This window comes from Sphingobacterium sp. E70, assembly GCF_019285695.1.
Lineage (GTDB): Bacteria > Bacteroidota > Bacteroidia > Sphingobacteriales > Sphingobacteriaceae > Sphingobacterium > Sphingobacterium detergens.
The window spans coordinates 2989887-3013373 of the sequence record NZ_CP079104.1 but is presented as its reverse complement, the minus strand read 5'-3'; the positions used below and the strand labels follow the sequence as shown (position 1 = coordinate 3013373).

At 40.4% G+C, this 23487-nt stretch carries 28 protein-coding genes and 6 pseudogenes; 11 read left to right on the top strand and 23 right to left on the bottom strand.

The window, feature by feature from the left end:
- Positions 1 to 2 precede the first annotated feature (2 nt).
- The 5 genes and pseudogenes from KUH03_RS21425 to KUH03_RS46360 all read right to left on the bottom strand — a co-directional run bounded on the left by KUH03_RS21425 (position 3) and on the right by KUH03_RS46360 (position 4100).
- A pseudogene (locus tag KUH03_RS21425) lies at positions 3 to 1765 on the bottom strand (ABC transporter ATP-binding protein).
- A gap of 8 nt (positions 1766 to 1773) precedes the next feature.
- The gene (truA, locus tag KUH03_RS21420; protein WP_257096408.1) at positions 1774 to 2529 is read right to left on the bottom strand and encodes a tRNA pseudouridine(38-40) synthase TruA; all 756 of its coding nucleotides are present in this window, start codon (positions 2527 to 2529) and stop codon (positions 1774 to 1776) included.
- Between the two features lie 444 nt (positions 2530 to 2973).
- Positions 2974 to 3495 carry a glutamate ligase domain-containing protein gene (locus tag KUH03_RS46370; RefSeq protein ID WP_306429681.1) on the bottom strand — a complete coding sequence of 174 codons (522 nt, stop codon included), beginning with the start codon at positions 3493 to 3495 and terminating at the stop codon, positions 2974 to 2976.
- Positions 3449 to 3864: pseudogene (locus KUH03_RS46365) on the bottom strand (Mur ligase family protein). The gene KUH03_RS46370 and the pseudogene KUH03_RS46365 overlap by 47 nt, the downstream one beginning before the upstream one ends.
- A gap of 5 nt (positions 3865 to 3869) precedes the next feature.
- Positions 3870 to 4100, bottom strand: coding sequence for a Mur ligase domain-containing protein (locus tag KUH03_RS46360; protein ID WP_306429680.1), 231 nt, complete (start codon positions 4098 to 4100; stop codon positions 3870 to 3872).
- Positions 4101 to 4390: 290 nt separating this feature from the next.
- On the opposite strand from KUH03_RS46360, the pseudogene uxaC reads away from it, so the two are divergent.
- The 8 genes and pseudogenes from uxaC to KUH03_RS21370 all read left to right on the top strand — a co-directional run bounded on the left by uxaC (position 4391) and on the right by KUH03_RS21370 (position 10617).
- A pseudogene (gene uxaC, locus KUH03_RS21410) lies at positions 4391 to 5792 on the top strand (glucuronate isomerase).
- A gap of 5 nt (positions 5793 to 5797) precedes the next feature.
- A complete protein-coding gene (locus KUH03_RS21405) occupies positions 5798 to 6091 on the top strand; it encodes a PfkB family carbohydrate kinase (protein WP_257096407.1) in 294 nt (97 codons plus the stop codon).
- Positions 6061 to 6822: a PfkB family carbohydrate kinase gene (locus KUH03_RS21400; protein WP_306429780.1), complete on the top strand. Its 762-nt coding sequence runs from the start codon at positions 6061 to 6063 to the stop codon at positions 6820 to 6822. The genes KUH03_RS21405 and KUH03_RS21400 overlap by 31 nt, the downstream gene beginning before the upstream one ends.
- 40 nt (positions 6823 to 6862) lie before the next feature.
- Complete coding sequence (locus KUH03_RS21395) at positions 6863 to 7459, top strand: bifunctional 4-hydroxy-2-oxoglutarate aldolase/2-dehydro-3-deoxy-phosphogluconate aldolase (protein ID WP_257096406.1); 597 nt, start codon at positions 6863 to 6865, stop codon at positions 7457 to 7459.
- Between the two features lie 27 nt (positions 7460 to 7486).
- Positions 7487 to 8181: pseudogene (locus tag KUH03_RS48905) on the top strand (MFS transporter).
- Between the two features lie 20 nt (positions 8182 to 8201).
- Complete coding sequence (locus tag KUH03_RS21380; protein ID WP_306429779.1) at positions 8202 to 8870, top strand: MFS transporter; 669 nt, start codon at positions 8202 to 8204, stop codon at positions 8868 to 8870.
- Positions 8871 to 8998: 128 nt separating this feature from the next.
- Positions 8999 to 10489 (top strand): NADP-dependent glyceraldehyde-3-phosphate dehydrogenase, encoded by a 1491-nt coding sequence (locus KUH03_RS21375; protein WP_257096402.1) that lies wholly within the window; start codon positions 8999 to 9001, stop codon positions 10487 to 10489.
- Positions 10483 to 10617: a hypothetical protein gene (locus KUH03_RS21370; protein ID WP_257096401.1), complete on the top strand. Its 135-nt coding sequence runs from the start codon at positions 10483 to 10485 to the stop codon at positions 10615 to 10617. Before KUH03_RS21375 ends, KUH03_RS21370 begins: the two co-directional genes overlap by 7 nt.
- An 82-nt stretch (positions 10618 to 10699) precedes the next feature.
- On the opposite strand, the pseudogene KUH03_RS21365 reads toward KUH03_RS21370, so the two are convergent.
- The 6 genes and pseudogenes from KUH03_RS21365 to KUH03_RS21340 all read right to left on the bottom strand — a co-directional run bounded on the left by KUH03_RS21365 (position 10700) and on the right by KUH03_RS21340 (position 15289).
- Positions 10700 to 12420 (bottom strand): annotated as a pseudogene (locus tag KUH03_RS21365) (outer membrane beta-barrel family protein).
- A 173-nt stretch (positions 12421 to 12593) separates the two neighbouring features.
- Positions 12594 to 13043 carry a carboxypeptidase-like regulatory domain-containing protein gene (locus tag KUH03_RS21360; protein ID WP_257096399.1) on the bottom strand — a complete coding sequence of 150 codons (450 nt, stop codon included), beginning with the start codon at positions 13041 to 13043 and terminating at the stop codon, positions 12594 to 12596.
- Between the two features lie 148 nt (positions 13044 to 13191).
- Positions 13192 to 14214, bottom strand: a complete 1023-nt coding sequence (locus KUH03_RS21355) for a hypothetical protein (protein WP_257096398.1) — start codon at positions 14212 to 14214, stop codon at positions 13192 to 13194.
- Entirely contained in the window at positions 14211 to 14462 is a 252-nt protein-coding gene (locus KUH03_RS21350; RefSeq protein WP_257096396.1) for a hypothetical protein, read from the bottom strand. Before KUH03_RS21350 ends, KUH03_RS21355 begins: the two co-directional genes overlap by 4 nt.
- Before the next feature lie 58 nt (positions 14463 to 14520).
- Positions 14521 to 14925, bottom strand: a complete 405-nt coding sequence (locus tag KUH03_RS21345) for a PspC domain-containing protein (RefSeq protein ID WP_257096395.1) — start codon at positions 14923 to 14925, stop codon at positions 14521 to 14523.
- The gene (locus tag KUH03_RS21340) at positions 14918 to 15289 is read right to left on the bottom strand and encodes a PadR family transcriptional regulator (RefSeq protein ID WP_120260448.1); all 372 of its coding nucleotides are present in this window, start codon (positions 15287 to 15289) and stop codon (positions 14918 to 14920) included. The genes KUH03_RS21345 and KUH03_RS21340 overlap by 8 nt, the downstream gene beginning before the upstream one ends.
- Positions 15290 to 15536: 247 nt before the next feature.
- Here KUH03_RS21340 and KUH03_RS21335 point away from each other — a divergent pair, with 247 nt between their 5' ends.
- Complete coding sequence (locus KUH03_RS21335) at positions 15537 to 15827, top strand: VanZ family protein (protein ID WP_257096393.1); 291 nt, start codon at positions 15537 to 15539, stop codon at positions 15825 to 15827.
- A gap of 85 nt (positions 15828 to 15912) precedes the next feature.
- On the opposite strand, the gene KUH03_RS21330 is transcribed toward KUH03_RS21335, so the two are convergent.
- Positions 15913 to 16434 carry a ComF family protein gene (locus KUH03_RS21330; RefSeq protein ID WP_257096390.1) on the bottom strand — a complete coding sequence of 174 codons (522 nt, stop codon included), beginning with the start codon at positions 16432 to 16434 and terminating at the stop codon, positions 15913 to 15915.
- Positions 16435 to 16466: 32 nt separating this feature from the next.
- Between KUH03_RS21330 and KUH03_RS21325 the strand changes: the two genes are divergently transcribed.
- Complete coding sequence (locus tag KUH03_RS21325; protein WP_257096367.1) at positions 16467 to 16601, top strand: hypothetical protein; 135 nt, start codon at positions 16467 to 16469, stop codon at positions 16599 to 16601.
- A 54-nt stretch (positions 16602 to 16655) separates the two neighbouring features.
- Here the strand turns inward: KUH03_RS21325 and rlmN are convergent.
- From rlmN to KUH03_RS21270, 11 genes and pseudogenes are all read right to left on the bottom strand, one after another.
- Positions 16656 to 17721: pseudogene (gene rlmN, locus KUH03_RS21320) on the bottom strand (23S rRNA (adenine(2503)-C(2))-methyltransferase RlmN).
- A gap of 108 nt (positions 17722 to 17829) precedes the next feature.
- Positions 17830 to 17982: a tRNA isopentenyl-2-thiomethyl-A-37 hydroxylase MiaE gene (locus KUH03_RS21315; protein WP_257096365.1), complete on the bottom strand. Its 153-nt coding sequence runs from the start codon at positions 17980 to 17982 to the stop codon at positions 17830 to 17832.
- 20 nt (positions 17983 to 18002) lie between these two features.
- Positions 18003 to 18410: a tRNA isopentenyl-2-thiomethyl-A-37 hydroxylase MiaE gene (gene miaE, locus KUH03_RS21310; RefSeq protein WP_257096363.1), complete on the bottom strand. Its 408-nt coding sequence runs from the start codon at positions 18408 to 18410 to the stop codon at positions 18003 to 18005.
- 71 nt (positions 18411 to 18481) lie between these two features.
- Positions 18482 to 18643 (bottom strand): hypothetical protein, encoded by a 162-nt coding sequence (locus tag KUH03_RS21305; protein ID WP_257096361.1) that lies wholly within the window; start codon positions 18641 to 18643, stop codon positions 18482 to 18484.
- Between the two features lie 260 nt (positions 18644 to 18903).
- Positions 18904 to 19440: an LLM class flavin-dependent oxidoreductase gene (locus KUH03_RS21300; protein WP_257096359.1), complete on the bottom strand. Its 537-nt coding sequence runs from the start codon at positions 19438 to 19440 to the stop codon at positions 18904 to 18906.
- An 86-nt stretch (positions 19441 to 19526) separates the two neighbouring features.
- Positions 19527 to 20261 carry a virulence factor gene (locus KUH03_RS21295; protein WP_257096357.1) on the bottom strand — a complete coding sequence of 245 codons (735 nt, stop codon included), beginning with the start codon at positions 20259 to 20261 and terminating at the stop codon, positions 19527 to 19529.
- A gap of 39 nt (positions 20262 to 20300) precedes the next feature.
- Positions 20301 to 20765, bottom strand: coding sequence for a phosphatidylglycerol lysyltransferase domain-containing protein (locus KUH03_RS21290; protein WP_257096356.1), 465 nt, complete (start codon positions 20763 to 20765; stop codon positions 20301 to 20303).
- 79 nt (positions 20766 to 20844) lie between these two features.
- Positions 20845 to 21075, bottom strand: a complete 231-nt coding sequence (locus KUH03_RS21285; protein ID WP_257097185.1) for a phosphatidylglycerol lysyltransferase domain-containing protein — start codon at positions 21073 to 21075, stop codon at positions 20845 to 20847.
- Positions 21076 to 21285: 210 nt separating this feature from the next.
- A complete protein-coding gene (locus tag KUH03_RS21280; protein WP_257096354.1) occupies positions 21286 to 21522 on the bottom strand; it encodes a hypothetical protein in 237 nt (78 codons plus the stop codon).
- A gap of 29 nt (positions 21523 to 21551) precedes the next feature.
- The gene (locus KUH03_RS21275) at positions 21552 to 22061 is read right to left on the bottom strand and encodes a hypothetical protein (RefSeq protein ID WP_257096352.1); all 510 of its coding nucleotides are present in this window, start codon (positions 22059 to 22061) and stop codon (positions 21552 to 21554) included.
- 13 nt (positions 22062 to 22074) lie between these two features.
- Positions 22075 to 22836: a lysylphosphatidylglycerol synthase domain-containing protein gene (locus tag KUH03_RS21270; RefSeq protein WP_257096350.1), complete on the bottom strand. Its 762-nt coding sequence runs from the start codon at positions 22834 to 22836 to the stop codon at positions 22075 to 22077.
- Between the two features lie 171 nt (positions 22837 to 23007).
- Between KUH03_RS21270 and KUH03_RS21265 the strand changes: the two genes are divergently transcribed.
- Complete coding sequence (locus KUH03_RS21265; RefSeq protein ID WP_257096348.1) at positions 23008 to 23472, top strand: hypothetical protein; 465 nt, start codon at positions 23008 to 23010, stop codon at positions 23470 to 23472.
- Positions 23473 to 23487: the final 15 nt, after the last annotated feature.

Below are 23487 nucleotides of genomic sequence, written 5' to 3'. Positions count from 1 at the left end.
GACTAAATTCCTGCGGAATGGAACTGTAGATCGTATAGCTTTTTATAGTAACCATCAAAAGACAAAAGCTCTTGATGTGTCCCGATTTCCTTAATTTCACCTTTATCCAATACGATGATCTTGTCTGCCTTTTGAATGGTGGACAAGCGGTGCGCAATGACAATGGAGGTCCGTCCCCGCATTAAATTGTCAATTGCACTTTGGATCATTTCCTCTGTTTCAGTATCAACGGAAGAAGTCGCTTCATCCAAGACCAGAATTCTCGGATCATGTACCAATGCCCGAATAAAGGAAATTAATTGCGCCTGTCCTGCTGACAGTGTAGCTCCCCTTTCCCTGACATCATAATCGTATCCGCCCGGAAGTCGCATAATAAAATCATGTGCGCCCACTTCTTTCGCTGCCTCGATGACCTGCTCCCTCGAAATTGAAGGATCTCCTAATGTAATATTATTGATGACAGTATCTGAGAACAGAAACACATCTTGTAACACCGTTGCAATGGTATTTCTTAAATAATCAAGATCATAATCGCGAATATTTACACCATCTAGCAAAATTTCCCCTTATTGACTTCGTAAAATCGACTTAGGATGTTAATAGTCGATGATTTTCCGGCTCCCGTAGCTCCAACTAAAGCCAATGTTTCACCAGGTTGTACGCTAAAATTCACATCTCTTAACACCCAACTCTCATCATTATAGGCAAACCAAACCTGCTTAAAAGCAATTTCTCCTTTGATATGATCGGGCTTCAATGTCCCCAAATTAGGCGTCATCTCGTCCGTATCCAGAACCTCAAAAATACGTTCAGCACTAACCATACCCATTTGAAGTGTATTGAATTTATCGATAAGCTCACGAATAGGCCGAAAAATCATGTTGATATACATGATAAAGGCAACGACCACGCCCGGTGAAATCACGTCACCCATAATCTGTTTGGCTCCAAACCAGACCAACAGACCTAGTGAAATAGCCATGATAATTTCCAGAACAGGGAAAAAGATAGAGAAGTACCAGTTCGTACGGATATGAGCATTCCTATGCTGTGCATTGATCTCCTTAAATTTATCCATCTCCTGCTTTTCGCGTGCAAAATATTGGATAATCCCCACCCCGGTGATATGCTCTTGCAAAAATGTATTCAAATTAGACACCCATTTCCGGACATCTATAAACGCTGCTTTCATTGCCTCTTTAAATACATAGGTTGCAGCAATCATCAAAGGCATAGGGATGAGCACGATCAGCGTCAATTTCCAATCTGAGTAGAACATGACCCCCAATATCACAGCCAGTTGCAATAGGTCACCAATAATCTGAATCAATCCCTCAGAGAAGATATTGGAAAGTGTTTCTAGATCAGATATCGTCCGTGTAATCAACTTTCCTAAAGCTGTGCGATCAAAATACTTAAGACGCAACTGGACGATATGATTAAAGACCTGGATGCGAATATCCTTGATAACAGACTGCCCCAGGGTATTTGTCATCAGGGTATGATAATAACGGATTAAGGTCTGCACAATGACCAATGCCAGCATGGCAATCAACATATAAGACAATCCCCCAGTGTCAAAGTTCAAGATATAATTGTCTAGTGTATGCTGGATCAGCATAGGTAGGGCTGGCGCTACAGCCGCCAATAGGATTGTTAAAACGACCGATATCCAAAATGCAACATGATAGGGTCGCATATAGCGACTCATGCGTCGCAACAAATTGACATCGTATGTTTTACCTGTTATTTTATCTTGACTCACGTTAATATTTATATATAAGGGTATGCTACTTCTGTTAAATACAATCCATGTGCAGGGACAGATACACCCGCTTTGCCACGACTTTTGCTCTTGATCACTTCTTGCATAAAGGACGCTGGTTTACCCTTCAGTCCGATCTCTAACGAAGTTCCTACAATAGCACGAACCATATTGCGCAAAAAACGATCAGCGGTAATATGAAAAACGAGATCCTGCTCGTTATGCCATAACCATTCTGCTCTACGAATATCACAAATATTTGTAAAGACTTGCGTATGAGACTTGCTAAAACATTCAAAATCTTGCCTACCCAACAAAAACTGGGCAGCTTCGTTCATTTTATCGACATCAGGGCGGTCGCGCATGAAACAAGAATAGGGATAAATAAACGGATCCTTATGGAAATGAAGGTGGTACTCATAAGATCTATGCGTCGCATCGAATCGGGCATGTGCATCATCGGCAACTTCAATTAATCTTTTAACCGCAACATCAAAAGGCAATAGGGCATTAAGTGAATGAATAAAACGCTCTGGTTTTGCTAATATCCCTACAGGAGCTGCATCAAAATGAGCATACAATTGCTTCGCATGTACACCGGTATCTGTCCTCCCGGCTCCGGTAGTCTCGATAGGCTCACGCAACAAGGTCTCCAAAGCAACATTCAATACTTCCTGTACAGAAATCGCATTGTTTTGAACCTGCCAGCCATGATATGATTGCCCAAAGTAGGCTATTTCTAAAAAAAAACGTCTTTTGTCCATTATACGATACAAAGGTACATTTTTCCAAATGAGCTACATTTCCCCGAAGGACTATTTTGCTCATTTTCGTCAATATTTAATCCTCACATGACAAAACTTAAGCCGCTTTTAGATTTAACTTAGCACCTTGAGCCCACATCAGCTCCGCATCAAGTCCACCTTTTTAAGTGCACTCAGCATGAAAACATTGCGCTGGTAGGTCAGACAAAGTCCAACCTTCATACCTGGTTGACCTTAAGAAAAATAAAAGGAACTTACAGTATGTCTATCAGATTTTCAAAAGCCATACCACGGGAAGCTTTTAATAATATGGTAGCTCCGATAATCGGTTTTTCTTGCAAGGCAGTCTTCGCTTCGATTGTCATTTCATAAAACTCGGCATCATCATTTCTATGTTCAAAAATGCCTTTCCGACAAAAATCTTGCGATCAGCGAACATACTCTTTACATTATCCACGATTTTCCGATGTTCTTCAAAAGATTCTGCTCCAAGTTCAAACATATCCCCAAGATAACCGCCTTCTTATCGGCCTCAATAATCCGAATATTATCCAATGCAGCAGCCATACTCGTTGCATTGGCATTATAATAATCACAGATCACTGTATTTTGAGCTGTCTTCATGATCTGCGAGCGATTGTTGGTCGGTGTATAACCTTCGATACCCGAATTGATCTCCTGTGGAGAGACATTGAAATGTAGGCCCACTGCAATAGCGGCTAAAAAGTTTTCTGTGTTGTATGAACCTGTAAGTTGCGTATCGATCACATAGATCTGTGGATCTTCTTTTGTCTTCCAGGAAATCTGCAACAACGGGTTTGCTTTCATCAATTTACCGATGATATCATTACTCTCTGAAAATCCGTAAGTCACAGTTTTAGCAATTTGACGGGCAGCAGCCATTTCGCCAAGATGTGGGTTATCCCCTGCAAAAAAGTGTTCCTTGGTGATCCTGGAGCCAATCATATAGTTCTCCTTTGGTTTTCTTAACACCTTCAAAAGAACCAAATCCCTCCAGATGTGCCTTACCCACATTGGAGATCAGTCCATGTGTTGGTTCAGCGATTGCACATAAAAAGGCTATTTCTCCGAGATGATTTGCCCCATTTCTATAATGGCAACCTCAACAGTTGCATCAATGGCCAACAAGGTCAAAGGAACGCCAATATGATTATTTAAATTCCCTTTTGTGGCATAAGTCTTATATTTCTGAGAGACAACCGAATATAATAATTCCTTTGTTGTTGTCTTTCCATTCGTTCCTGTTACACCGATAACAGGAATATTTAGCTGTTTCCGATGATGGTTTGCCAGCCCTTGCAGTGTTGTCAACACATCTTCTACCAAGATATATTGTTCCCCTTTTTATAAATTTCCTCATCAATGACAACATACCTCGCTCCGATTTCAAGAGCCTGTTCCGCAAAGGTATTTCCGTTGAAATTTGCGCCTTTCAGTGCAAAGAAAATACTATCCTTCTCAATTTTACGCGTATCTGTTGTAATATTTGGATACTGTTTATAAATCTGATATAGCGATTGAATGTCCATGTTTAGAAATTTGATGAGCAAATATAACCATTCTGCCTGATTTCAGATAAATCGGGAAGCACATCTAAAATAATTAGATCCCAAATACAATCCCCGATAACGTTTGCGCATTTATTTTAATCAATTTCCTTTAACTAAGGCTTTAATATTGCTAATTTCATTGACCAATTAGACAGTTTGAAATGCGGACGACCAAACTTTAAACTCTTTTGCAATTTTTTCTTTCCTTTCGCCTCAACAGCGAAAGTTATGATACTTTGTAATCGCAAAAACGGTACTGTAGTAAAATAGAATACAAGCTTATAAATTATATATATGAAAGCTTTCTTAGACGAGAATTTTTATTAAACAACAAAACAGCAGAAGAGTTGTACCACAATTATTCAAAAGATCTACCCATCATTGATTACCATAACCACTTGATTCCGGAGCAAATAGCCAACGATATCAAGTTTGACAACATCAGTCAAGCCTGGCTTCATGGAGACCATTACAAATGGCGGGCTATGCGGGCAAATGGGGTCAATGAGCGCTATATTACTGGAGATGCATCGGATGAAGAAAAATTCATCAAATGGGCCGAAACTGTTCCTTATACATTACGGAATCCGCTTCATCATTGGACCCATCTTGAGCTGCAGCGTTATTTTGGTATAACGGATTTACTTTCCCCAAAACCGCATCCCAAATATATGCAGACACCCAAGCCAAACTACAACAAGACAGTCATTCCGTACGCGGGCTGCTTCGGATGATGAATGTTGAGGTCGTATGTACAACCGATGACCCGATCGACAGCCTCCAATATCATCAACAGTTTGCCCAAGAAAAGGAATCTTTCAAAATGCTTCCGGCATTCCGCCCAGATAAATCCATGAATGCCGACAACATCGCAGCACTTAATCAGTATATTGACGAACTTGAAAGAGTAAGCAATCGGCAAATCAGTGATTTACAGGACTACCTGAATGCATTGAAATCGAGACATGATTTTTTCGCTGCCAATGGTTGTAAGGTTTCTGACCACGGGTTAGAGCAAATTTATGCGGAGGATTATACGGAACAGGAGATTAAGGATATATTCGATAAGATCAGAAGTAAAAAGAAATTAGTCTTATCGAGAATCTAAAATTCAAATCGGCCATGTTGATCTATTTTGCCGAATGGGATTATGAAAAGGGCTGGGTACAACAGTATCATATTGGCCCACTGCGCAACAACAATGCCCGCATGCACCGTTTGATCGGCCCAGATACGGGCTGGGACTCGATCGGTGATTTCAGTCAAGGACGCGCTTTGTCAAAATTTTTGAATAAATTAGATAATGAGAATAAACTGACCAAGACAATCTTATATAATCTGAATCCGGCAGACAATGAACTCTTTGCGACAATGATCGGGAATTTCAATGATGGTTCTGTAAAAGGGAAAATACAGTTTGGTTCGGCTTGGTGGTTTTTGGATCAAAAAGATGGCATGACAAAACAGATCAATACCTTATCAAATATGGGCCTGTTAAGTCGATTTGTTGGTATGTTGACTGATTCTAGAAGCTTCCTTTCCTTTCCACGGCATGAATATTTCAGGCGATTACTCTGTAACATCTTCGGACACGATATCGAAAATGGCGAAATCCCGAATGATATCCAGTGGGTGGGAAAAATTGTACAGGATATCAGCTATAATAATGCAAAAGAATATTTTGATTTTTAATAAAAATGCACGGTAAAGTATTAAGTTTCGGCGAATTGTTGCTGCGGATCTGTCCAGACATCGAGCAGGATTGGATTGAACAGCATCAACTACCCTTCTATATTGGAGGAGCAGAATTAAATGTGGCTACGGCATTGGCACTCTGGGGAGTGCCATCGTCTTATCTATCAGCCATTCCTCACAATGCAATCTGTGAAGCAATTGATCTCTATTTAAAACGAAAAAATATAGACACCTCTCCCATGCAATGGACAGGAGATAGGCTAGAATTTATTATCTACCTAAAGGAAAAGATCTGAAAAACGCAGGGGTAATCTATGACCGGGCCAACTCCTCATTTGCTAGCCTAAAAGTAGGCAGTATAGACTGGGATCAGGCATTTTCGGGTGTTCAATGGTTCCATTTCTCTGCGATCTGTCCTGCGATCAGTGCAGACATTGCCGACCTCTGCCTTGAAGCTGTTAATGTGGCGCAAGAAAAAGGGATTTTTGTGTCTTTAGATCTTAATTACCGTTCAAAGCTCTGGAAATATGGTAAGGATCCCAAAGACATTATGCCAAAGATCGCAAAACACTGTAATCTAATTATGGGCAACATCTGGGCTGCACATCAAATGCTTGGCACGCAGCTCGACAGTAAGTTCATCACACAGTCAGCAGGATACGAAGAAGAGGAATTATTACGGCAGGCAGAGCAAACAAGCAAGGAGATCATAGCGAACAACCCGCTGTGTCAATATGTTGCCAATACCTTCCGATTCGACTATGAATCCAAGGGAATAAAATATTATACCACCCTATTTAATCAGGGTAATTTAATTGAATCATCGGAATTCCGCTCGGCAGAGATTTTGGATAAAGTAGGTAGTGGAGACTGTTTTATGGCGGGCCTGATCTATGGCCTGTATTCCAACCTTTCGCCAACGGAGACACTGGAGTTTGCAACGCTCGCTGCATTTGACAAACTATTTATTCCCAGCGATGCCACAACAAGTACTGTTGAAGATATAAAAAATAGAATGATAGCATGAGTTTGAAAGAGAAAGTATTAGAAAAGATTATTGAACAGGGATGCTTCCTTTGTTCTTCCATCATGATAAAGAAGAGAGCATTGATATTCTCCGCACTTTATATCAGGCAGGAATACGTGTTTTTGAATTTACGAACCGTGGGCCTGAAGCACTAAGTGTATTCGAAAGCTTGCTCGCCGTGAGAGACCTTGAGATGCCAGATCTTTATCTGGGTATAGGTACCATTAAATCCGTCGAAGACGCAACGCAATTTCTCCAAATCGGTGCAGATTTTATCGTTGCACCACTGGTCAATCCTGCGGTTGGAGCGCTCGTACATGAACAAGATAAACTTTGGATTCCGGGTTGTATGACACCGACTGAGATTTATACTGCTCAACAGCAAAAAGCCGCACTCATCAAATTGTTTCCGGCAAATATCTTGGGGCCAGCCTTTATGTCATCTATACGCGATCTTTTAAAGGTCAAAAATTTATGCCTACAGGGGTGTAGAGATCGAAATGGAAAATTTAAAAACATGGTTCAAGTCAGGAGTATGTGCTGTTGGTATGGGCAGCAAGCTGATCGATCCAAAAATACCGACCGACTAGCTGAAAACACAAAGCTAGCACTCGAGTTCGTGTCGAAAGCACGATAAACTTAAAAACAAAATTATAAACCTATTATGATGAATACGGAGAAAAAGGGAAATTACCGTTGGGTAATCTGCTCCCTACTATTTTTTGCTACTACGATCAATTATTTAGACCGTCAGGTACTCTCTTTGACCTGGAAAGATTTTATTAGCCCCGAATTCCATTGGACAAATACAGACTACGGTAATATTACGGCCTTATTTTCGATTTTTTACGCCATCAGTATGCTTTTTGCAGGTCGGTTTGTAGACTGGATGGATACAAAAAAGGATTTTTATGGGCTATTGGCATTTGGTCTATTGGCGCCATATTGCACGCTTTTTGTGGCATCGCAACCTCCGGTATTGTCGCTGGTGAATGGTTTGTAGGCTTTGAGGGCGCAAAAGAAGCGATTTCTCACGTTAACAATGCGGGTCTTGTCATTAGCGTCAGTGTCAACCTATTTATCTTTGCCCGCTTTATCCTCGCCGTTGGAGAGGCAGGAAACTTTCCTGCGGCAATCAAAGCTACCGCCGAGTACTTCCCAAAGAAAGATCGGGCGCTGTCGACAAGTATCTTCAACTCAGGAGCAACAATAGGTGCCCTGGCTGCACCTTTGACCATCCCTGTTATCGCCGCACATTGGGGCTGGGAAATGTCATTCATTATTATTGGTGCCCTAGGATTCGTTTGGATGGGTTTCTGGATCTTTCTTTATAAAAACCTGATGAAAATCCGAAAGTAAATGCTGCGGAATTAGCCTATATCAATCAGGATGATCACGAGCAGCAGCCGGAACTACAGGGGAATACAAAAGTCCCAAGAACAACAATTTCTGAATGCCTTAAATACAAACAAACCTGGGCCTTTGTCTTCGGAAAATTTATGACAGACGGTGTTTGGTGGTTTTTCCTATTTTGGATGCCAGCCTACCTCTCCGCCGTATACGATATAAAATCGTCCGATACTGAAGGACAGCTGGCTATATTCGTGCTCTATGCAATTACAATGCTTTCCATTTATGGCGGCTGGTTACCGACCTATTTCGTTGATAAGAAAGGTATGAATGCCTATGAAGGTCGTATGAAAGCCATGCTTTTATTCGCCTTTGTTCCATTAGTGGTTCTCCTGGCACAACCATTGGGACATATATCCTACTGGATACCTGTAATCTTGATCGGTTTTGCAGGCGCAGCGCACCAATCATGGTCCGCTAATATTTTTTCTACAATCGGAGATGCATTCCCAAAACGTTCCATTGCAACGGTTACTGGAATCGGTGGACTTGCGGGTGGCGTTGGTGCTTTTATCATCAATAAAACATCAGGATGGTTGTTCGATTATGCCAAGGAAACGCAAATGACCTTCATGGGCTTTAAAGGTGAGGAAGCAGGATATTTTATCATCTTCTCTTTTGCGCGATTGCCTATTTGATTGCATGGATCGTAATGAAAACACTAGTACCTAAACTAATTTTAATAAAAAATTAACATATATTGTAAAATTTATATTATATTAGCAATATCATTACAAATATCAATCTAAACCATTTTTTAAAAACAATGAGCTTAAACTTAGAAGGTATCTTCTACGAGGAGAAAGACATTCCCGCAGAATTTACACTGGACGAACAGGTCGATCAAAGAGAGTTCCTTTCCAATGGAGAAATGATTTCTTGGACGGGTCAAGTAAACGAGGTATTTTCACCGATTTGTGTGAAGACCAAGGATGGCTTGAAACGTAAGCGCATCGGCAGCTTTCCTGTTTGTACAGAAAAGGAGTCCATCGAAGCCCTTGACGCTGCTGTAAAAGCATACGACAACGGACGTGGAGAATGGCCAACAATGAGTGTTGCCGATCGTATTACCTGTGTTGAAAATTTCACACAAAAGATGATTGCCAAGAAGGACATTGTTGTCAAGCTTATTATGTGGGAAATCGGCAAGTCTTATGCAGACTCTGTAAAGGAATTTGACCGCACAGTAGAATATATCTATGCGACAATCGATGCACTAAAAGATATTGACCGCGATTCATCACGTTTTCAGATTGAACAAGGTATCATTGCACAGATCAGAAGATCTCCTTTAGGTGTTGTTTTATGTATGGGACCATTCAACTACCCATTAAACGAAACTTTTACAACATTGATCCCTGCATTGATCATGGGGAATACGATGTTGTTCAAACCACCTAAACACGGAACGCTATTACATTACCCTTTATTAGAAGCTTTTAGAACAAGTTTTCCAAAAGGTGTAGTTAATACGATCTATGGTCGAGGCAACAAGATCGTACCTAGTTTGATGCAATCCGGCAAGATCAATGTATTGACCTTAATCGGTTCAAGCCGTGTAGCTGACGAACTTAAAAAGTTACATCCAAAAGTAAATAGATTGCGTGCAATTTTAGGATTGGATGCCAAAAATGCAGCAATTATTACAAAAGATGCCGATTTAAATCTAGCTGTCTCCGAGACTGTATTGGGTTCGTTATCTTTCAACGGACAACGTTGTACAGCATTGAAAATAATCTATGTACACCGCAGTTTAGCACAAGAATTTTTAAAACGTCTCTCTGCCGAAGTGAGCAAACTTAAATATGGAATGCCATGGGAGAAAGGAGTATCCTTAACACCACTTCCAGAAGTTAATAAACCCGCTTATCTGACTGAATGTATCGAAGATGCGAAAGCTTATGGTGCAAAAGTAGTGAATGAGAACGGCGGTCAGGTTGCCGAATCATTTTTCTATCCTGCTATTGTCTATCCAGTAAATTCACAGATGAAGCTTTATAGAGAAGAACAGTTTGGACCTGTCATCCCTGTTGTTCCTTTTGATGATCTGGAAGAGCCTATCGAATACCTCATCGGTTCATCTCATGGACAGCAGGTGAGCATTTTCAGCAATAATGCGGCGGTAGTCTCATCTTTAATCGACCCATTGGTCAATCAGGTTAGCCGTGTCAATATCAATTGCCAATGTCAGCGCGGTCCAGATACCTTCCCATTCACCGGAAGAAAAGATAGCGCCGAGGAACATTATCTGTGGTAGATGCATTACGCTCGTTCTCCATCCGTTCATTGGTCGCTGCCAAATTTACCGAGGAAAACAAAAAACTCCTAAATGAGATTGTTAGCGAAAATGAGTCCAACTTCCTGAGTACGAAGTATATTTTTTAGTAGTTAGTATAAACCAAAAGAGGGCGTCCATTTAATTGGACTGCCCTCTTTTTGTTACCACATATTTTATTAAGCTTTCTTTCTATTGAGCCCTATCTTTCTCTTCGTTACTCGTATCCTTTTTACGATAATTGTTTTTAAGATTACCAAATTTATACGAGTAGGTCAATCGTACTACCCTGCGATCTTGACGCTGCCTGATCTTAGAATCAAATTCGCCAAAAGTAGTGAGTAAATTCTGATTACCTGTATTGAACAAATCACTAACAGCTAGTTTTAATGAGCTTCGTTGATCCTTAAATGTTTTGGTCGCACCGACTTCCATATCCCATCGTCCTTCTAGATCATATACACTATATTTGAAAGGTGAGAAATAACGTAAATTAACATTGGCAGAAAGGCTCTTACTTAATTTTAGGTTATGCATAGAATTCGCTTGAAGCAGAAATGATTTCCGTTTGACCTGGATACCCGAAATCATACCATCGAAATCAAAATAGATTCCAGTGATGTTGTTGTTCATACTCCAGATCTTCGACACAGTCACAGGAATATTGAGGTTTAAATAGGAATTCAGGTTCCGCCCTAAATTCTCTCGAATGACCCAGGTTTCACCTTTGACCGAATCCTGTCCCATGCTTTCGACAATTGCATCTTTCACATCATTAACTCCCAGTGTCACATTATAACGTTGCAATAGCGTATAGTTTAATGTGAACTCATTGGAAAATTGAGGATTTAAATAAGGATTTCCACGCTCAAAGGTCAACTTGTCAATATAATAGTCAAATGGGTTCAATTGTCGATAATTAGGGCGCGTCACTTTTCTGGTGTACCCTAATGAGAGTATATGGTTTTCATTTAGCGAATAGGTCAAATTAGCATTGGGGAAAAGTTGAAAATAATCACGTTTCACACGTTTACTTGTCGTAAGAGAATTACCGTCCGAAATCGTATATTCTCCCCTCACACCTGCCTTAAGGCTCCACTTTCCGATACTGGTATTATAATCCAGATAACCAGCCACGATTTGCTCTTTGTATACAAAATGGTTTGTCCGTGTCGTATCATTTACCCAAGAATCATTCTGCAGCTTTTCGAAAAGGAGGTCATTATCAGACTTTACATTTGAATATTTAGCCCCATCTCGAGCTTTGATTTTTTTGATAAGGGATGTTCATAGTCGAATTTTGCAACATAGATGTCAATACCAATTGGCATTCCACTACGTTCATTTTCTGCAGGACCAATTGGTTTACTATTGAGATCAGCATATTGATTGAGATAAGTAACACGTTTACTGCTCCTAAATTTACTCCAGTCCAAGTCAACAGTCAGTTTCCGTCCATTGGAATCTATCTTAAACTCATTATTGAGATTAGCCGAATAACGATCAAACAATTCTTTGAAAGAAGACGAAGAGCTTAATATTGTATCATAAACGGAAACAGCTGTACCAATGTTAGTTTTACTATTATTGTCATTGCATTCGGTATTGTTAGATCCATTGAATTGCAGGGTCAACGTATTTCTTGAAGATGTCTTTTGTTCAACACCGAAACGATAAGAATGATTACGTTCGTCTTCATCCAATGTTGATTTTTGATTGAAATATTTCTTCTGACCACCATTCTGTATGACACGATCGATATACAACTTACGATGAGATTTCTCATCAGAATAAGCATATGATCCAAATAGCGTGGTATTATTCCTTTTATAATTCAATGAAAGGGAACTATTTCCGCGGAACTTTTCACCATGCCCCGCTGTCAGATTAAAGGCTCCGTTAAACCCCTCCATCCGATTCTTTTTAAGGACAATGTTAATCGTTCCCACAGCTCCCTCGGCATCATCTTTTGCGGCTCTGGTCGTAATCACTTCCACAGATTTAATTTGATTGCCATCTGTACTTTTCAGAAAATTAAGCAACTGTTCGCCAGACATGTAAGTCTGTCTTCCATCAATGGTAACCGCTACCCCGATTGCCCCATCAACTGCAAATTATTATTGTTATCGAGGCTCACACCAGGTGCACGTTGCACAATATCCAAAGCATTGTTGCCCGCTGCTAATGGAGAATTCTCTACGTTTAGGATCAACTTGCCAGGCTTACTCTCGACCATTGGGCGTTTTCCTTCCACCATGACTTCCTGCAATTTTCGGTTATCAGTATTAAGATGGATCACTGCAAGTGAATGATCGGACTTATTGATAGCAAAGGTGGCACTTCGATTTGAAGCATACCCCACCATCTTTGCTTCGACGAGATAGCTACCCGGCCCCACATCTGTAAATTGGTATTCTCCTGATTCATTCGTCCCGACAGCTTTTAGGACAACAGCAGAATTGACTTTCATCAGGTAGGCCGTTGCTAAAGGCAGCGGCACACTATCTGCAGATTGCACTTTTCCCGTAACCTTCACCTGCGCTTGGACAAAGGAGACAATCAACAAATTTAACAGTAAGCAGTAAAAACACTTTTTCATTAGGTTAATCATTTTTTAAGGCAATGAAGTTCCTACGAGGCAAATATTTATCTGGCTTTGCAGATTCAATAAGCTCATGAAGGCCTCATAATGGTATTGGCTTGTATATTTTGTCTTCCGCCCCATAGGAGCGGAAGACTTCTAAAGATTTATTTCTTTTTATCTGAACAGACACACCGTCTTTTTTCGCATTGATGATCGTATCCCTTCGAATTACAATGGATGTATCAGCAATAACAATATGATTACTATCTGAATCATCATTTTCTTCTTCTGCAGATTCCTTTTCTGGCAAGGCACATTTTACGCCGAGCGAAGTCACCACAAATTCGACATCTCTTACATTCCTTAAATCTTTATTGTATCGGTCGCGGCAATCATAAAATGAGATGTCACGTAACTTATCCTCCAGGTTATCATTGATCACCAGTTTGGTACCTACAGGCAAAAACAATGTAACATTTACCTCTTGATCCCGATAACGCTCACCCTCACTCAACTGGAATGCATTATCAAAAATCAGTGCAGTTGAATCTTGTTTAAGGGCATAATTGATTTTGGCAGCCCTATCGGTAGCCACTTTATAGGTATTTCCTTTAGCGGAATATTCATAGCGCACATAGGGAGCCTGCAATGAATCAATACGTTCGATCCGGATCCGGATATCACGTTTCAGATAGGACGAAAAGTTATCACTTTTTATGCCGACACCACTTTTAACCCCATTTTTTAAACGGATTACCCGAATATCATTTTCACTCAAAAAGTATACAGATTGTTTTTGTAGAGGCTTCTCTTCGACAATGGTACTCGATTCTCTAAATTCTTTTGCTACTGAAGTAGAATAGTAAATAATCGCTCCTATAGAAGCCAACCACACCAAGAAGAGCGTTGTTGTCAAATAATTATTCATCGGCTTCTTTTCAAAAAGAACACGTAGAAGCAAGTAAAATAACCCTGCAAGAGGAATGAATATAGACAAAAAGCCAGCTATCAAAGCAAAAGGCACATCATTAGGCTCCATTAAATAGAATGGTCCAGAGTCGTCCATTACATCAGGAATCACGTTTACAATAGCTAATGCAAAGAATATTAATCCGATAATCAATCCAATGAGTGTAGCCCCAACAAGGATAACAAAAAGACACCAATGGCTTTTACAATGATTTGCAACAGTTTTGTCACGCCATCTCCGGTTCGATCTAGTCCGCGTGAAAACGTATCACGTACACCGCTCATTTCCTCATCAAAAGAGCGCTTAAAATTCTGGATATTCGGCGCTTCGCCCCGCATCTCCATTTTATCCGCCCTGGTCATAGCGGGTGGCATGACAATCCAAAGAATGACATAGACCAACAGCCCCGATCCTCCGATGATGACAAACAGTGCAAAAAGTAGTCTAACCCATTTGGCCTCAATACCAAAAAAAGTGACCTAGCCCGCTACAGACACCACTGAAAACGCGATCATCGGGATCACGCATCAACTTTTTCCCAACCTTAAAACCATCGGAATTTGTCTCGCGGCGAAAAGAAGCATAGTCGTCCTGATCCTCTGATTCGAAATCACTCACCCTGCCCATCTGATCAATAACAGCGTTTACATCTTCCATATTGAGAACCTCTTTACTTCCTGCCTGGATCTTCTCTGTAAACATCTCAGAAATACGGTTCTCAATATCTTCCAAAATCTCGCGGCTATCCTCCGATTGACCAAAATGCTTCTGTATATCAATCATGTACGACCGCAGTACCTCATAGGCATCTTCCTCAATATGGAAGACGATGCTATTTATATTGATAATTATTGTCTTATTCATCGCTATTGTCTTTAACTGGTTTAGTTGAATCATTGTTTCTACCTACCAATGATGTGTTTACAGCAAACACTAATTCATTCCAGGTAACATCCAATCTTGAAAGGACATCGAGCCCTTCTTGGGTAATTTCATAATATTTTCTAGGCGGACCTGAAGTCGATTCCTTCCATATATAACTCAACAAGCCATTATTTTTAAGACGTGTTAAAAGCGGATATAAGGTTCCTTCCACAACCAACAATTGGGCTTTCTTCAGTTCGCTGATAATATCGGAGGCATAAATTTCTCCTCGAGAAATTATGGATAGGATACAATATTCAAGTATCCCCTTCCTCATTTGGATTTGTGTATTTTCAGCTATCATAACAATACAAAGATATATGTATTTTATGGTACCATGCAATACATAGTACCATATAAAACAAAATAAACACAATAATCAACTGATTATCAGTGCAATAATTTTTAAAATTATTTAAATTTCATTTCTATCAGGAAATTTTTGGATATTTATCCCCATGATTAAAATCCTACTGGACTATAAATGGTGTTTTATTTGGGCCATCATAGTTATTGTTTTGTGTACGCTTCCCGGAAATAATTTTGACACAGTGCCTAGCTACCCTGGCATGGATAAACTCGTTCATGCAGGTATGTTTTTCGTTTTCTGCACCCTCTTGTATAACGGTGTTATTCAGCAATTTAGAGGAAAACCAACACGTTGGATCCCTATTTTCATTGTATCATTCCTAGGCTTTTCATTTGCCGGATTGACCGAATTACTTCAGCTTTATATTTTTACTTACCGTAGTGGTGATTGGTGGGATTTATTTGCTGACTCTGTAGGTATTGGTATGGCGGGGTTTGCCTATCTATTGAATTACGTAAACAGAAGAGTGTAGAAGATCTTCTTCATGTACTCAGAACTATTTAATACTTTAGAGCGCTTGGATCAACGATAGCTTCATCATGGGCTGTCAAAGGCAATTATTGGGCACGAGCCAAAGTCGCCACCGAGACCTTACATCCCCACGATTCCTGCAGCGTAAGTGTAGCCGAAACGATTGTCGCACCGGTTGTTAGAACATCATCAACAAGTAAAACATGTTCTCCCAACGGTTGTGAAAGCTGTCTACAGACAAATACATCTTCTACATTTTCATAACGTGATAGACGGTCTTTACCTGTTTGTGTCATTGTCGCCCGTTGACGTTTCAGTACATCATCCCGCAAAGGAATATTCATTGCCCGAGATAGGCCTTGCCCAAAATATGTGGATTGGTTATATCCTCTTTTCCTGAGTTTACTCGTGTGCAAAGGAATTGGAACAATCGCAGATAAACCCCGATATAGCTCCGATTCAAGCAGTTTGAGACCATACTGATAACCAAAATATTCGGCCAAAAAGGGTTGATTATTGTATTTAATCTGGTAAATTAAACGCTCCACACGACTCCCCTTTTGTAGGAGTATAAAAGAGCAAGCTTCTTCGATAGGGACTTTCCCCAAAGCTGCCTGGCAGTATCGTTATCCGAGTAAGTATGAAAATTGGTATACGGCAAATGGAAATCGCAGGCAATACAGATATATTTTTCCTGATATTTAAGCGCACAACCGCAGCACGCACATTCCTTGGGAAAGAATATGGCGACAAAATCACCCAGAATATTTCGTAGATCAAATTGCATACAGGTAACTCCCTCAGTTAAAGATACCAACAATCTTGTAAACTACGCCTCTGAAGTCTCCTTATCCTTGTCTTTTATTGCCAATTGTCCACAAGCAGCATCAATATCTTTTCCTCGGCTTCTTCTTACATTGGTAATGATGCCTTGGCTTTTGAGGTAGTTGGCAAATACATCGATCTTATCAGCTTCCGCATTCAGGAAGTCAGCAAGAGCAATTGGGTTGTACTCAATCAAATTTACTTTACAAGGCACATGCTTACAGAATCTAGCAAGTTCCTTTGCGTCCTCCAATTCGTCATTGAAATTATTGAAAACAATATATTCAAATGTTATTGGGCTCTTCGTCTTCGCATAAAAGTATTTCAGTGCTTCCGCCAATGCAGCTAAGGAATTCTGCTCATTGATCGGCATAATCTCATTCCGTTTTTATCATTGGCTGCATGTAACGAAAGAGCCAAGTTAAAACGCACCTGATCATCACCCAATTTTTTGATCATTTTCGCAATACCGGCGGTAGATACGGTGATTCGCTTGGCAGCCATATTAAGACCATCTGGAGCTGTGATACGCTCAACAGACTTCATCATATTGGCATAGTTCAACAGCGGTTCGCCCATACCCATATAGACAATATTCGTCAGCGGCTGATTGTAATTTTCCTCAGCTTGTTTACTGATGAGCACCACTTGATCATAAATTTCATCCGCATTAAGATTACGTTTTCGATCCATATAACCCGTCGCACAGAATTTACAGGTCAAACTACAGCCGACTTGCGAACTAACACAGGCGGTCATACGTTCGGGGCAGGAATAAGTACACCTTCTATGATATTACCATCATAAAGCCTAAAACTGCTTTTTATCGTCTTGTCTGAACTGATTTGCGACTCCTTAACTTTGACAGCATTAATCGTAAAATTTTCTTTCAGCTTTTCGCGTAGGGGCTTACTCAAATTACTCATTTGATCAAAATCTACACAGGATTTTTCCCATAGCCACTCGTAAATCTGCTTTGCACGAAAGCCTTGCTCACCCAGCGCGGTCAGTTGATCTTTGATCTGACTCAAAGACAAACTCCTGATATCTATTATTTTACTTTTTTCAATCACGGTACAAAGATAAGAATAATTAAGTGACAAAAAATCCCGTTCTAAAGAAAATAGAACGGGACAACTGTTATGTATGTGTTTTAAAATAGGTAGATTTGCTATCCTTTAGCCATGTATGGCCTCTTTATTTCCGTAAGACTGGATCAGTTTACCCTCAAAATCCAACCATTCTTTCCAACGTTTGTCCACATCGACATCCACGGAATATTTCCTTGCAAAATTCAGAAATGTGGTATAATGGTTTGCTTCAGACACCATCAGATCATAATAAAATTGCGCTAGATCTTTATCTTGAATATTTTGCGATAAAACCTAAACCGCTCACAGCTACGCGCTTCGATCATGGCAGCAAATAGTAGTCTGTCTATAAAAGCCATATTCCGGCTGCCATCTTTTTTGGAGAATTTCATCAGCTGACCGACATAGTCATCTTTCCGTTCACGCCCCAATGTGTAGCCCCGTTCTTTGATAATGTCAACAACCATTTTGAAATGCTCCATTTCTTCAATGGCTATAGCTGTCAATTCATGAACCAAATCCTCATGCTCTGAGTTGTTTGTGATCAAGGATATTGCATTTGAAGCGGCTTTCTGTTCACACCAAGCATGATCTGTCAGAATCTCCTCCAAATTTCCTTCAGCGATATTTGCCCATCGCGGATCTGTCAACAACTTAAGTCCAAGCATTCTACTATCTAAAATAATTTACTGACAAAGGTAGGTAATATCTCTGCTTAAAAAAATGATAATGCGCTCTTTTAGCTATCTTTATTAAGTATCGACCTAATTTTAGGTGCTATTTTTTCGCCATAGATCTCAATAGACCGCAACATTTCTTTATGTCCGGGTGCGCCAACGTCCATGTGTGCCGAGAAACGGGTCAATCCAAATTTCTCATGGATCTCCAAAATTTTGTCCACGGCATATTCTGCATCACCAACGATAAGATGCCCCGAGACGATCTGCCAAAGTCATATTGTGTCTTTTGATAGGGTGGCCATCCGCGACTTGCTCCGATCCGATTCATCTGTGCCGAGTAGATCGGATAATAATAGTCGGCAATCTGCGCACTGTTATCACCAAAAAAGCATGCATGTGAACACCAACTTGAAATTTTGACATATCGTGTCCATTATCTTCATAAGCGTGGCGATACATTTCAAACAAATGGTCGAAACTTTCATACATCCCCCAATAATTGCGAACATGACAGGTAAACCCAGTTTTCCGGCACGGATAACAGATGAAGTGGTCCCCCTACTGCAACCCAGATTGGCAAAGATCCATTCTTTGGTCGTGGGAAAATTTCTTGATTGATCAAAGGAGCTCTAAAATTTCCACGCCAAGTCACTGGATTCTGTTTATTCAACCGAAGTAATAGTTCCAGTTTCTCCTCAAACAAATCCGCATAATCCTTCAAATCATATCCAAATAGTGGAAATGACTCAATAAACGAGCCCCTACCTGCCATAAGCTCTGCCCGACCGTCGGACAACAGATCGACTGTTGCAAAATCTTGAAACAATTTGACAGGGTCAGCCGAGCTCAATACCGAAACAGCACTACCCAACTTGATTTTTTGGGTCACTGTAGAAGCCGCCGCCAGTATAATTTCGGGAGCAGCGACAGCATAATCTTCCCGATGGTGCTCACCGATACCAAAGAAATCCAACCCGACCTGATCCATCAGTTTGATTTCTTCAATAATTTCTTTCATTCTATCCTGTGCAGCCTGGATCTGACCTGTAGCGGATCTATCCTGGAGTCACCAAACATTCCTATTCCTAATTCCATGTGTCTTCTCTATTTAAAAACTAATTCAAAAATAGTGGGTCTTTTTATCAATTTATTTGATCTAGGATAAGAAATACTAAAAAGAGACAGGGTTGTCTTAACCACTTTATCTGCATTGCCACTAAAATGGTGTCCACCTGAAAGATATTTCTTGTTAAAGTTTTTCAATCGAATCTTTTCTACCGGAAATTCGGTCTCATCATCTCCCAAAACAATGCTCGTTTTAATCCCCTCTATCCGATTAATCTCGGCAACAACGTCAAGGCTACGTTTAGTATTACTCCGTCCTAAGATGTCGGCGATATGAATCTCTAAATCTGTGGACACTGAGGGCTCCAACAGTACGATGCTTCGCACATTTTTCTTTACTAAGGGATCAATACGGTTTATGATAAAAGGTACTGCATCTGCTCCAAAAGAATAGCCCACAATAAAAAGCTGCTGGTTCTGTCTTGCCAAAATAAGGTTTTTGAGTGTATTCGAAATATCCGCGGCGATATCCTTGGCGGTCTTTTTCTTCCAAAAATAGTTCTTGGAGTCAATAGCAGCCACAGCGTAACCCGCATCAGCAATCAACTGACATATCTTATTTGAAAAAGAATTGAATCCACCATCTCCACTCAAGTAAAGCACCAGAGGTAATACTGCTTTATTATTCCAATATTTCATTTCGATCAAACGTTGTTGGGCGAGGGCATGAAATGCCATGCAACCAATGATAAATAAAACGGTCAACTTCTTCATAGGATCAGTAATACTTGCTAAATAAGGCTCCAAAGTATATTAATCATTAGGTTTCATCACCTTAACTAATGCAACAGGGAGCTGTATCAGATCAAAATCATTATCAAAGATAAGGTATTTGTTTTCCCAAAAGGTCGCATATTTCTCTTTAAAATCGCGCAAACTATGATAATGTTTGAAGTTTCCTAACCGTGTGGAAGCAAATTTCATAATCTTTTCTGCCGGACTATCTGTTGTTTCCAACCCAGTCATGGGAACCATTCCCATATTCAAATAACTATAATTTTGGGCTTTTGCATAGCTGATCATCTCAACTATTAGTGCATCCATACTGCCTCCTGGTGCTTCCAGCGACTTTCGGATCATATCATAAGTACATTCATCCTTGGCATAATCAGGAATAATATTCAGGAAGGCCACGATTTTGTCACTATCATTTTTAAGGACAATAATATCCTGCTCGACGAGCGTTTCGGCATTGAACATCCCCTGTGAAAAGACCATTTCTTTTTATCAAATTCTCTCAGCCATTCGTCAGAAATGGCCTTAAGCTCTTCCAACATCGCTAGTTGCTGCGGCGCTTTCAATACTGCCGTGGTAAACCCTTTTTCTGAATTGCATTAAGTCCATTACGAAGTGATTTACGGTCTTTTCCTTCCAGTGTAAATGTCTCTAATTCCAAAACAGCCTCTTGGCCGATTGTTATCTTTTGTTTTCGAAGCGATGAGAAATGAACCAGACTATTTTCATCAACCCGATAATAAATAGCCTTTAATCCATTTGCATAACAATACCGGTCAAACTCTTCAACCAGTTCTTCTTTATCGCCTTGTTCACAGACTGGCTCATCAATACAATTGCAAACTCATTTGCTAGTCGATAAGCTGTAAAACCCTCAGAAATCTCGGAGAAAAAAGATACTTGTCCTTCCCCAATTTGAAAAAATCCATCGCTGATTGCCCAAATTCGTCCAACAGCTGTTGTGCCCGTTCTAGTTCAGACTTACTCGAATCCTCGTCGGTGATCAAGCGTGGGCGAGCGAGCGCATAGATGAGTAGAAACCAGCAAAAATCCCCAAAACTTGCGTAATCCGCATGAATTCCTGTCCAAAATTGGTATGTGGCATCAAATCATCATCAGCGAATAACAGAAAACTTCTTACGGTATGATAAATAGACTGTCGCCAAGTAAACTCAATACCAAAATGCTGTTTATCAATAAAGTAAAAGCTTAATATCTCAAATAAACAGACCCCAATCAATCCGACCGCAAATGTTACGAATCCAATCCTTATCCAGCGAATATTACTTTTAATTGGATACTGTTTATAGCTAATCCCCAAAAGATAAGGGTCAACAGGGCTACTGATGCTTCCTCATAGTCCAATGCTTTAAACACATGTCCAAATAAAGAAAGCGCGCTGAACACAACAGCTATCCAGAATGCCACGCGAAAGCCCTTGATCAAATAGGCTGAGGTAACCAATAAACCTACTCCCAGAACAAATACCATAAACTTAGATGCGTGGATAGCTTCGAGAGGTAAATAAAACCGGTCTAGCTTCATGCGATCCGCCAACGGAGGCGTCAGTACCGAAACAATGTTGACCATACCCAAAAAGAAGATCAACAAGGCTGGTCCTACACGCGCTAAAAGCTGCCTACCGCGCCAAGCGAAAGCGATTAATCCTAACAATAGCGGCAGCCAGAATTCGAATACCCGATAAAGAATGGTTATACCCAAACCTTCGGCCTGACCGTAGCCGTATGCTTTGAAGATATATAGCATAGTTAGTTCCACCGCCCCAATCCTCTCAAAAAGGGGATACAATCATCAAAACCACTGATACCGTATAGGCGATAGCTGCCGCCTCAAAGGAATGATCCAAGCCCAAAGCATACATACTGACAAAAGCATGCGCTATCCCACAGCACTCCACGACGATTGAAGCCAATACCGTCCCCAAGAGATATTTCATCTTCACTTCTCCAGAAAATATCTCGTCTATATTGGAGGCAACTGCCGGAAATTTTAATTCCACCCATCGATAGATTCCTTTATGCGTACGAAAGGACCATACCAACCAAAACACAACGGCCAAAAGCACTCCCAAAATCAGTAATGAAATCCAAGCATCTCCAAAATTTTTATTGTCCCAAATGGTATATAATATCACGGGGACACCGATCAGAAAAACGGTTAGTAGTCCCACATAACCATAAAGGGCACCAGCCTGATGAATCTGTGTCGTATTTAGATTCCTCTTTCGCAACTGCGTGGTGGTATAGGCAAGTGAGCTAATACCACCTGCTGGGAGGAATACACTGAGCAGGTTTCTTTTTAAGAATAGATCTATGGCAATTTTCAAACTGATTGAAAGACCAATGGCTTTGAAACTCTGCACATACATCAGGCCTTGCAATAGGACATAGAGCAGGGTTATACCAATGCCGACCGAAACCCAAGTCAGATCTGCCGCCTTTAACTGTGGAATAATGGCAGCTAGCTCTTTTCTTTCATTTCTAAAAAAACAAAGGCTAACAAAATGACCAAAACAGCTATTAGCTCCTTCCAATAGGTCTTTGGCGAAAAATGTCGAATGCGTTGAACAATAGTCTTGCCCATATTATCGTTTATTGTATAATAACCAACCGTATTATAAACACGAAATAAAGCTAATCGTTTGAAAATGATAAATTGTTAAGTTTTCGTCAATTCTTTTGACATTAATCTGTAATTTTCGCCCATGAAAGAGAAAAGGGTTTTGTTTATCGGACTGGTGTGGCCAGAGCCAACATCATCAGCTGCCGGCTTTCGGATGATGCAACTGATCGAGACATTCCTGGATCGTTCCTATCAAATTACATTTGCTTCCGCCGCCGCGAAGTCTCCCTATAGTGCCGCATTAAAACCATTAGGTGTTGATGAACAATCCATTGTATTGAACAGTGATAGTTTTGACGGATTTATTGCAGCACTACAACCTGACATTGTCGTCTTTGACCGCTTTATGGTAGAGGAACAATACGGTTGGCGGGTGGCTCAGCAATGTCCTGATGCTCTACGGATACTTGACACCGAGGATCTGCATTTCTTAAGACAAGCACGACAAACTTGTATTAAAAACAAAGACGATTTTTCCTTCGAGGAATTATTTACCGACACAGCAAAAGAGAAATTGCTTCGATATTACGATGCGATTTATCATTAATCATTTCGGAGTCCG

What these genes read in the sequence shown, in the direction of transcription:
- truA (WP_257096408.1), bottom strand. Translation starts at nt 2,529, where the DNA reads ATGGACAAAAGACGTTTTTTTTTAGAAATAGCCTACTTTGGGCAATCA.
- KUH03_RS46370 (WP_306429681.1), bottom strand. Translation starts at nt 3,495, where the DNA reads ATGATTGGCTCCAGGATCACCAAGGAACACTTTTTTGCAGGGGATAAC.
- KUH03_RS21405 (WP_257096407.1), top strand. Translation starts at nt 5,798, where the DNA reads ATGCACGGTAAAGTATTAAGTTTCGGCGAATTGTTGCTGCGGATCTGT.
- KUH03_RS21395 (WP_257096406.1), top strand. Translation starts at nt 6,863, where the DNA reads ATGCTTCCTTTGTTCTTCCATCATGATAAAGAAGAGAGCATTGATATT.
- KUH03_RS21375 (WP_257096402.1), top strand. Translation starts at nt 8,999, where the DNA reads ATGAGCTTAAACTTAGAAGGTATCTTCTACGAGGAGAAAGACATTCCC.
- KUH03_RS21345 (WP_257096395.1), bottom strand. Translation starts at nt 14,925, where the DNA reads ATGAATAAGACAATAATTATCAATATAAATAGCATCGTCTTCCATATT.
- KUH03_RS21340 (WP_120260448.1), bottom strand. Translation starts at nt 15,289, where the DNA reads ATGATAGCTGAAAATACACAAATCCAAATGAGGAAGGGGATACTTGAA.
- KUH03_RS21325 (WP_257096367.1), top strand. Translation starts at nt 16,467, where the DNA reads ATGAAAATTGGTATACGGCAAATGGAAATCGCAGGCAATACAGATATA.
- KUH03_RS21315 (WP_257096365.1), bottom strand. Translation starts at nt 17,982, where the DNA reads ATGGTGTCTGAAGCAAACCATTATACCACATTTCTGAATTTTGCAAGG.
- miaE (WP_257096363.1), bottom strand. Translation starts at nt 18,410, where the DNA reads ATGCTTGGACTTAAGTTGTTGACAGATCCGCGATGGGCAAATATCGCT.
- KUH03_RS21300 (WP_257096359.1), bottom strand. Translation starts at nt 19,440, where the DNA reads ATGAAAGAAATTATTGAAGAAATCAAACTGATGGATCAGGTCGGGTTG.
- KUH03_RS21295 (WP_257096357.1), bottom strand. Translation starts at nt 20,261, where the DNA reads ATGAAGAAGTTGACCGTTTTATTTATCATTGGTTGCATGGCATTTCAT.
- KUH03_RS21290 (WP_257096356.1), bottom strand. Translation starts at nt 20,765, where the DNA reads ATGGTCTTTTCACAGGGGATGTTCAATGCCGAAACGCTCGTCGAGCAG.
- KUH03_RS21265 (WP_257096348.1), top strand. Translation starts at nt 23,008, where the DNA reads ATGAAAGAGAAAAGGGTTTTGTTTATCGGACTGGTGTGGCCAGAGCCA.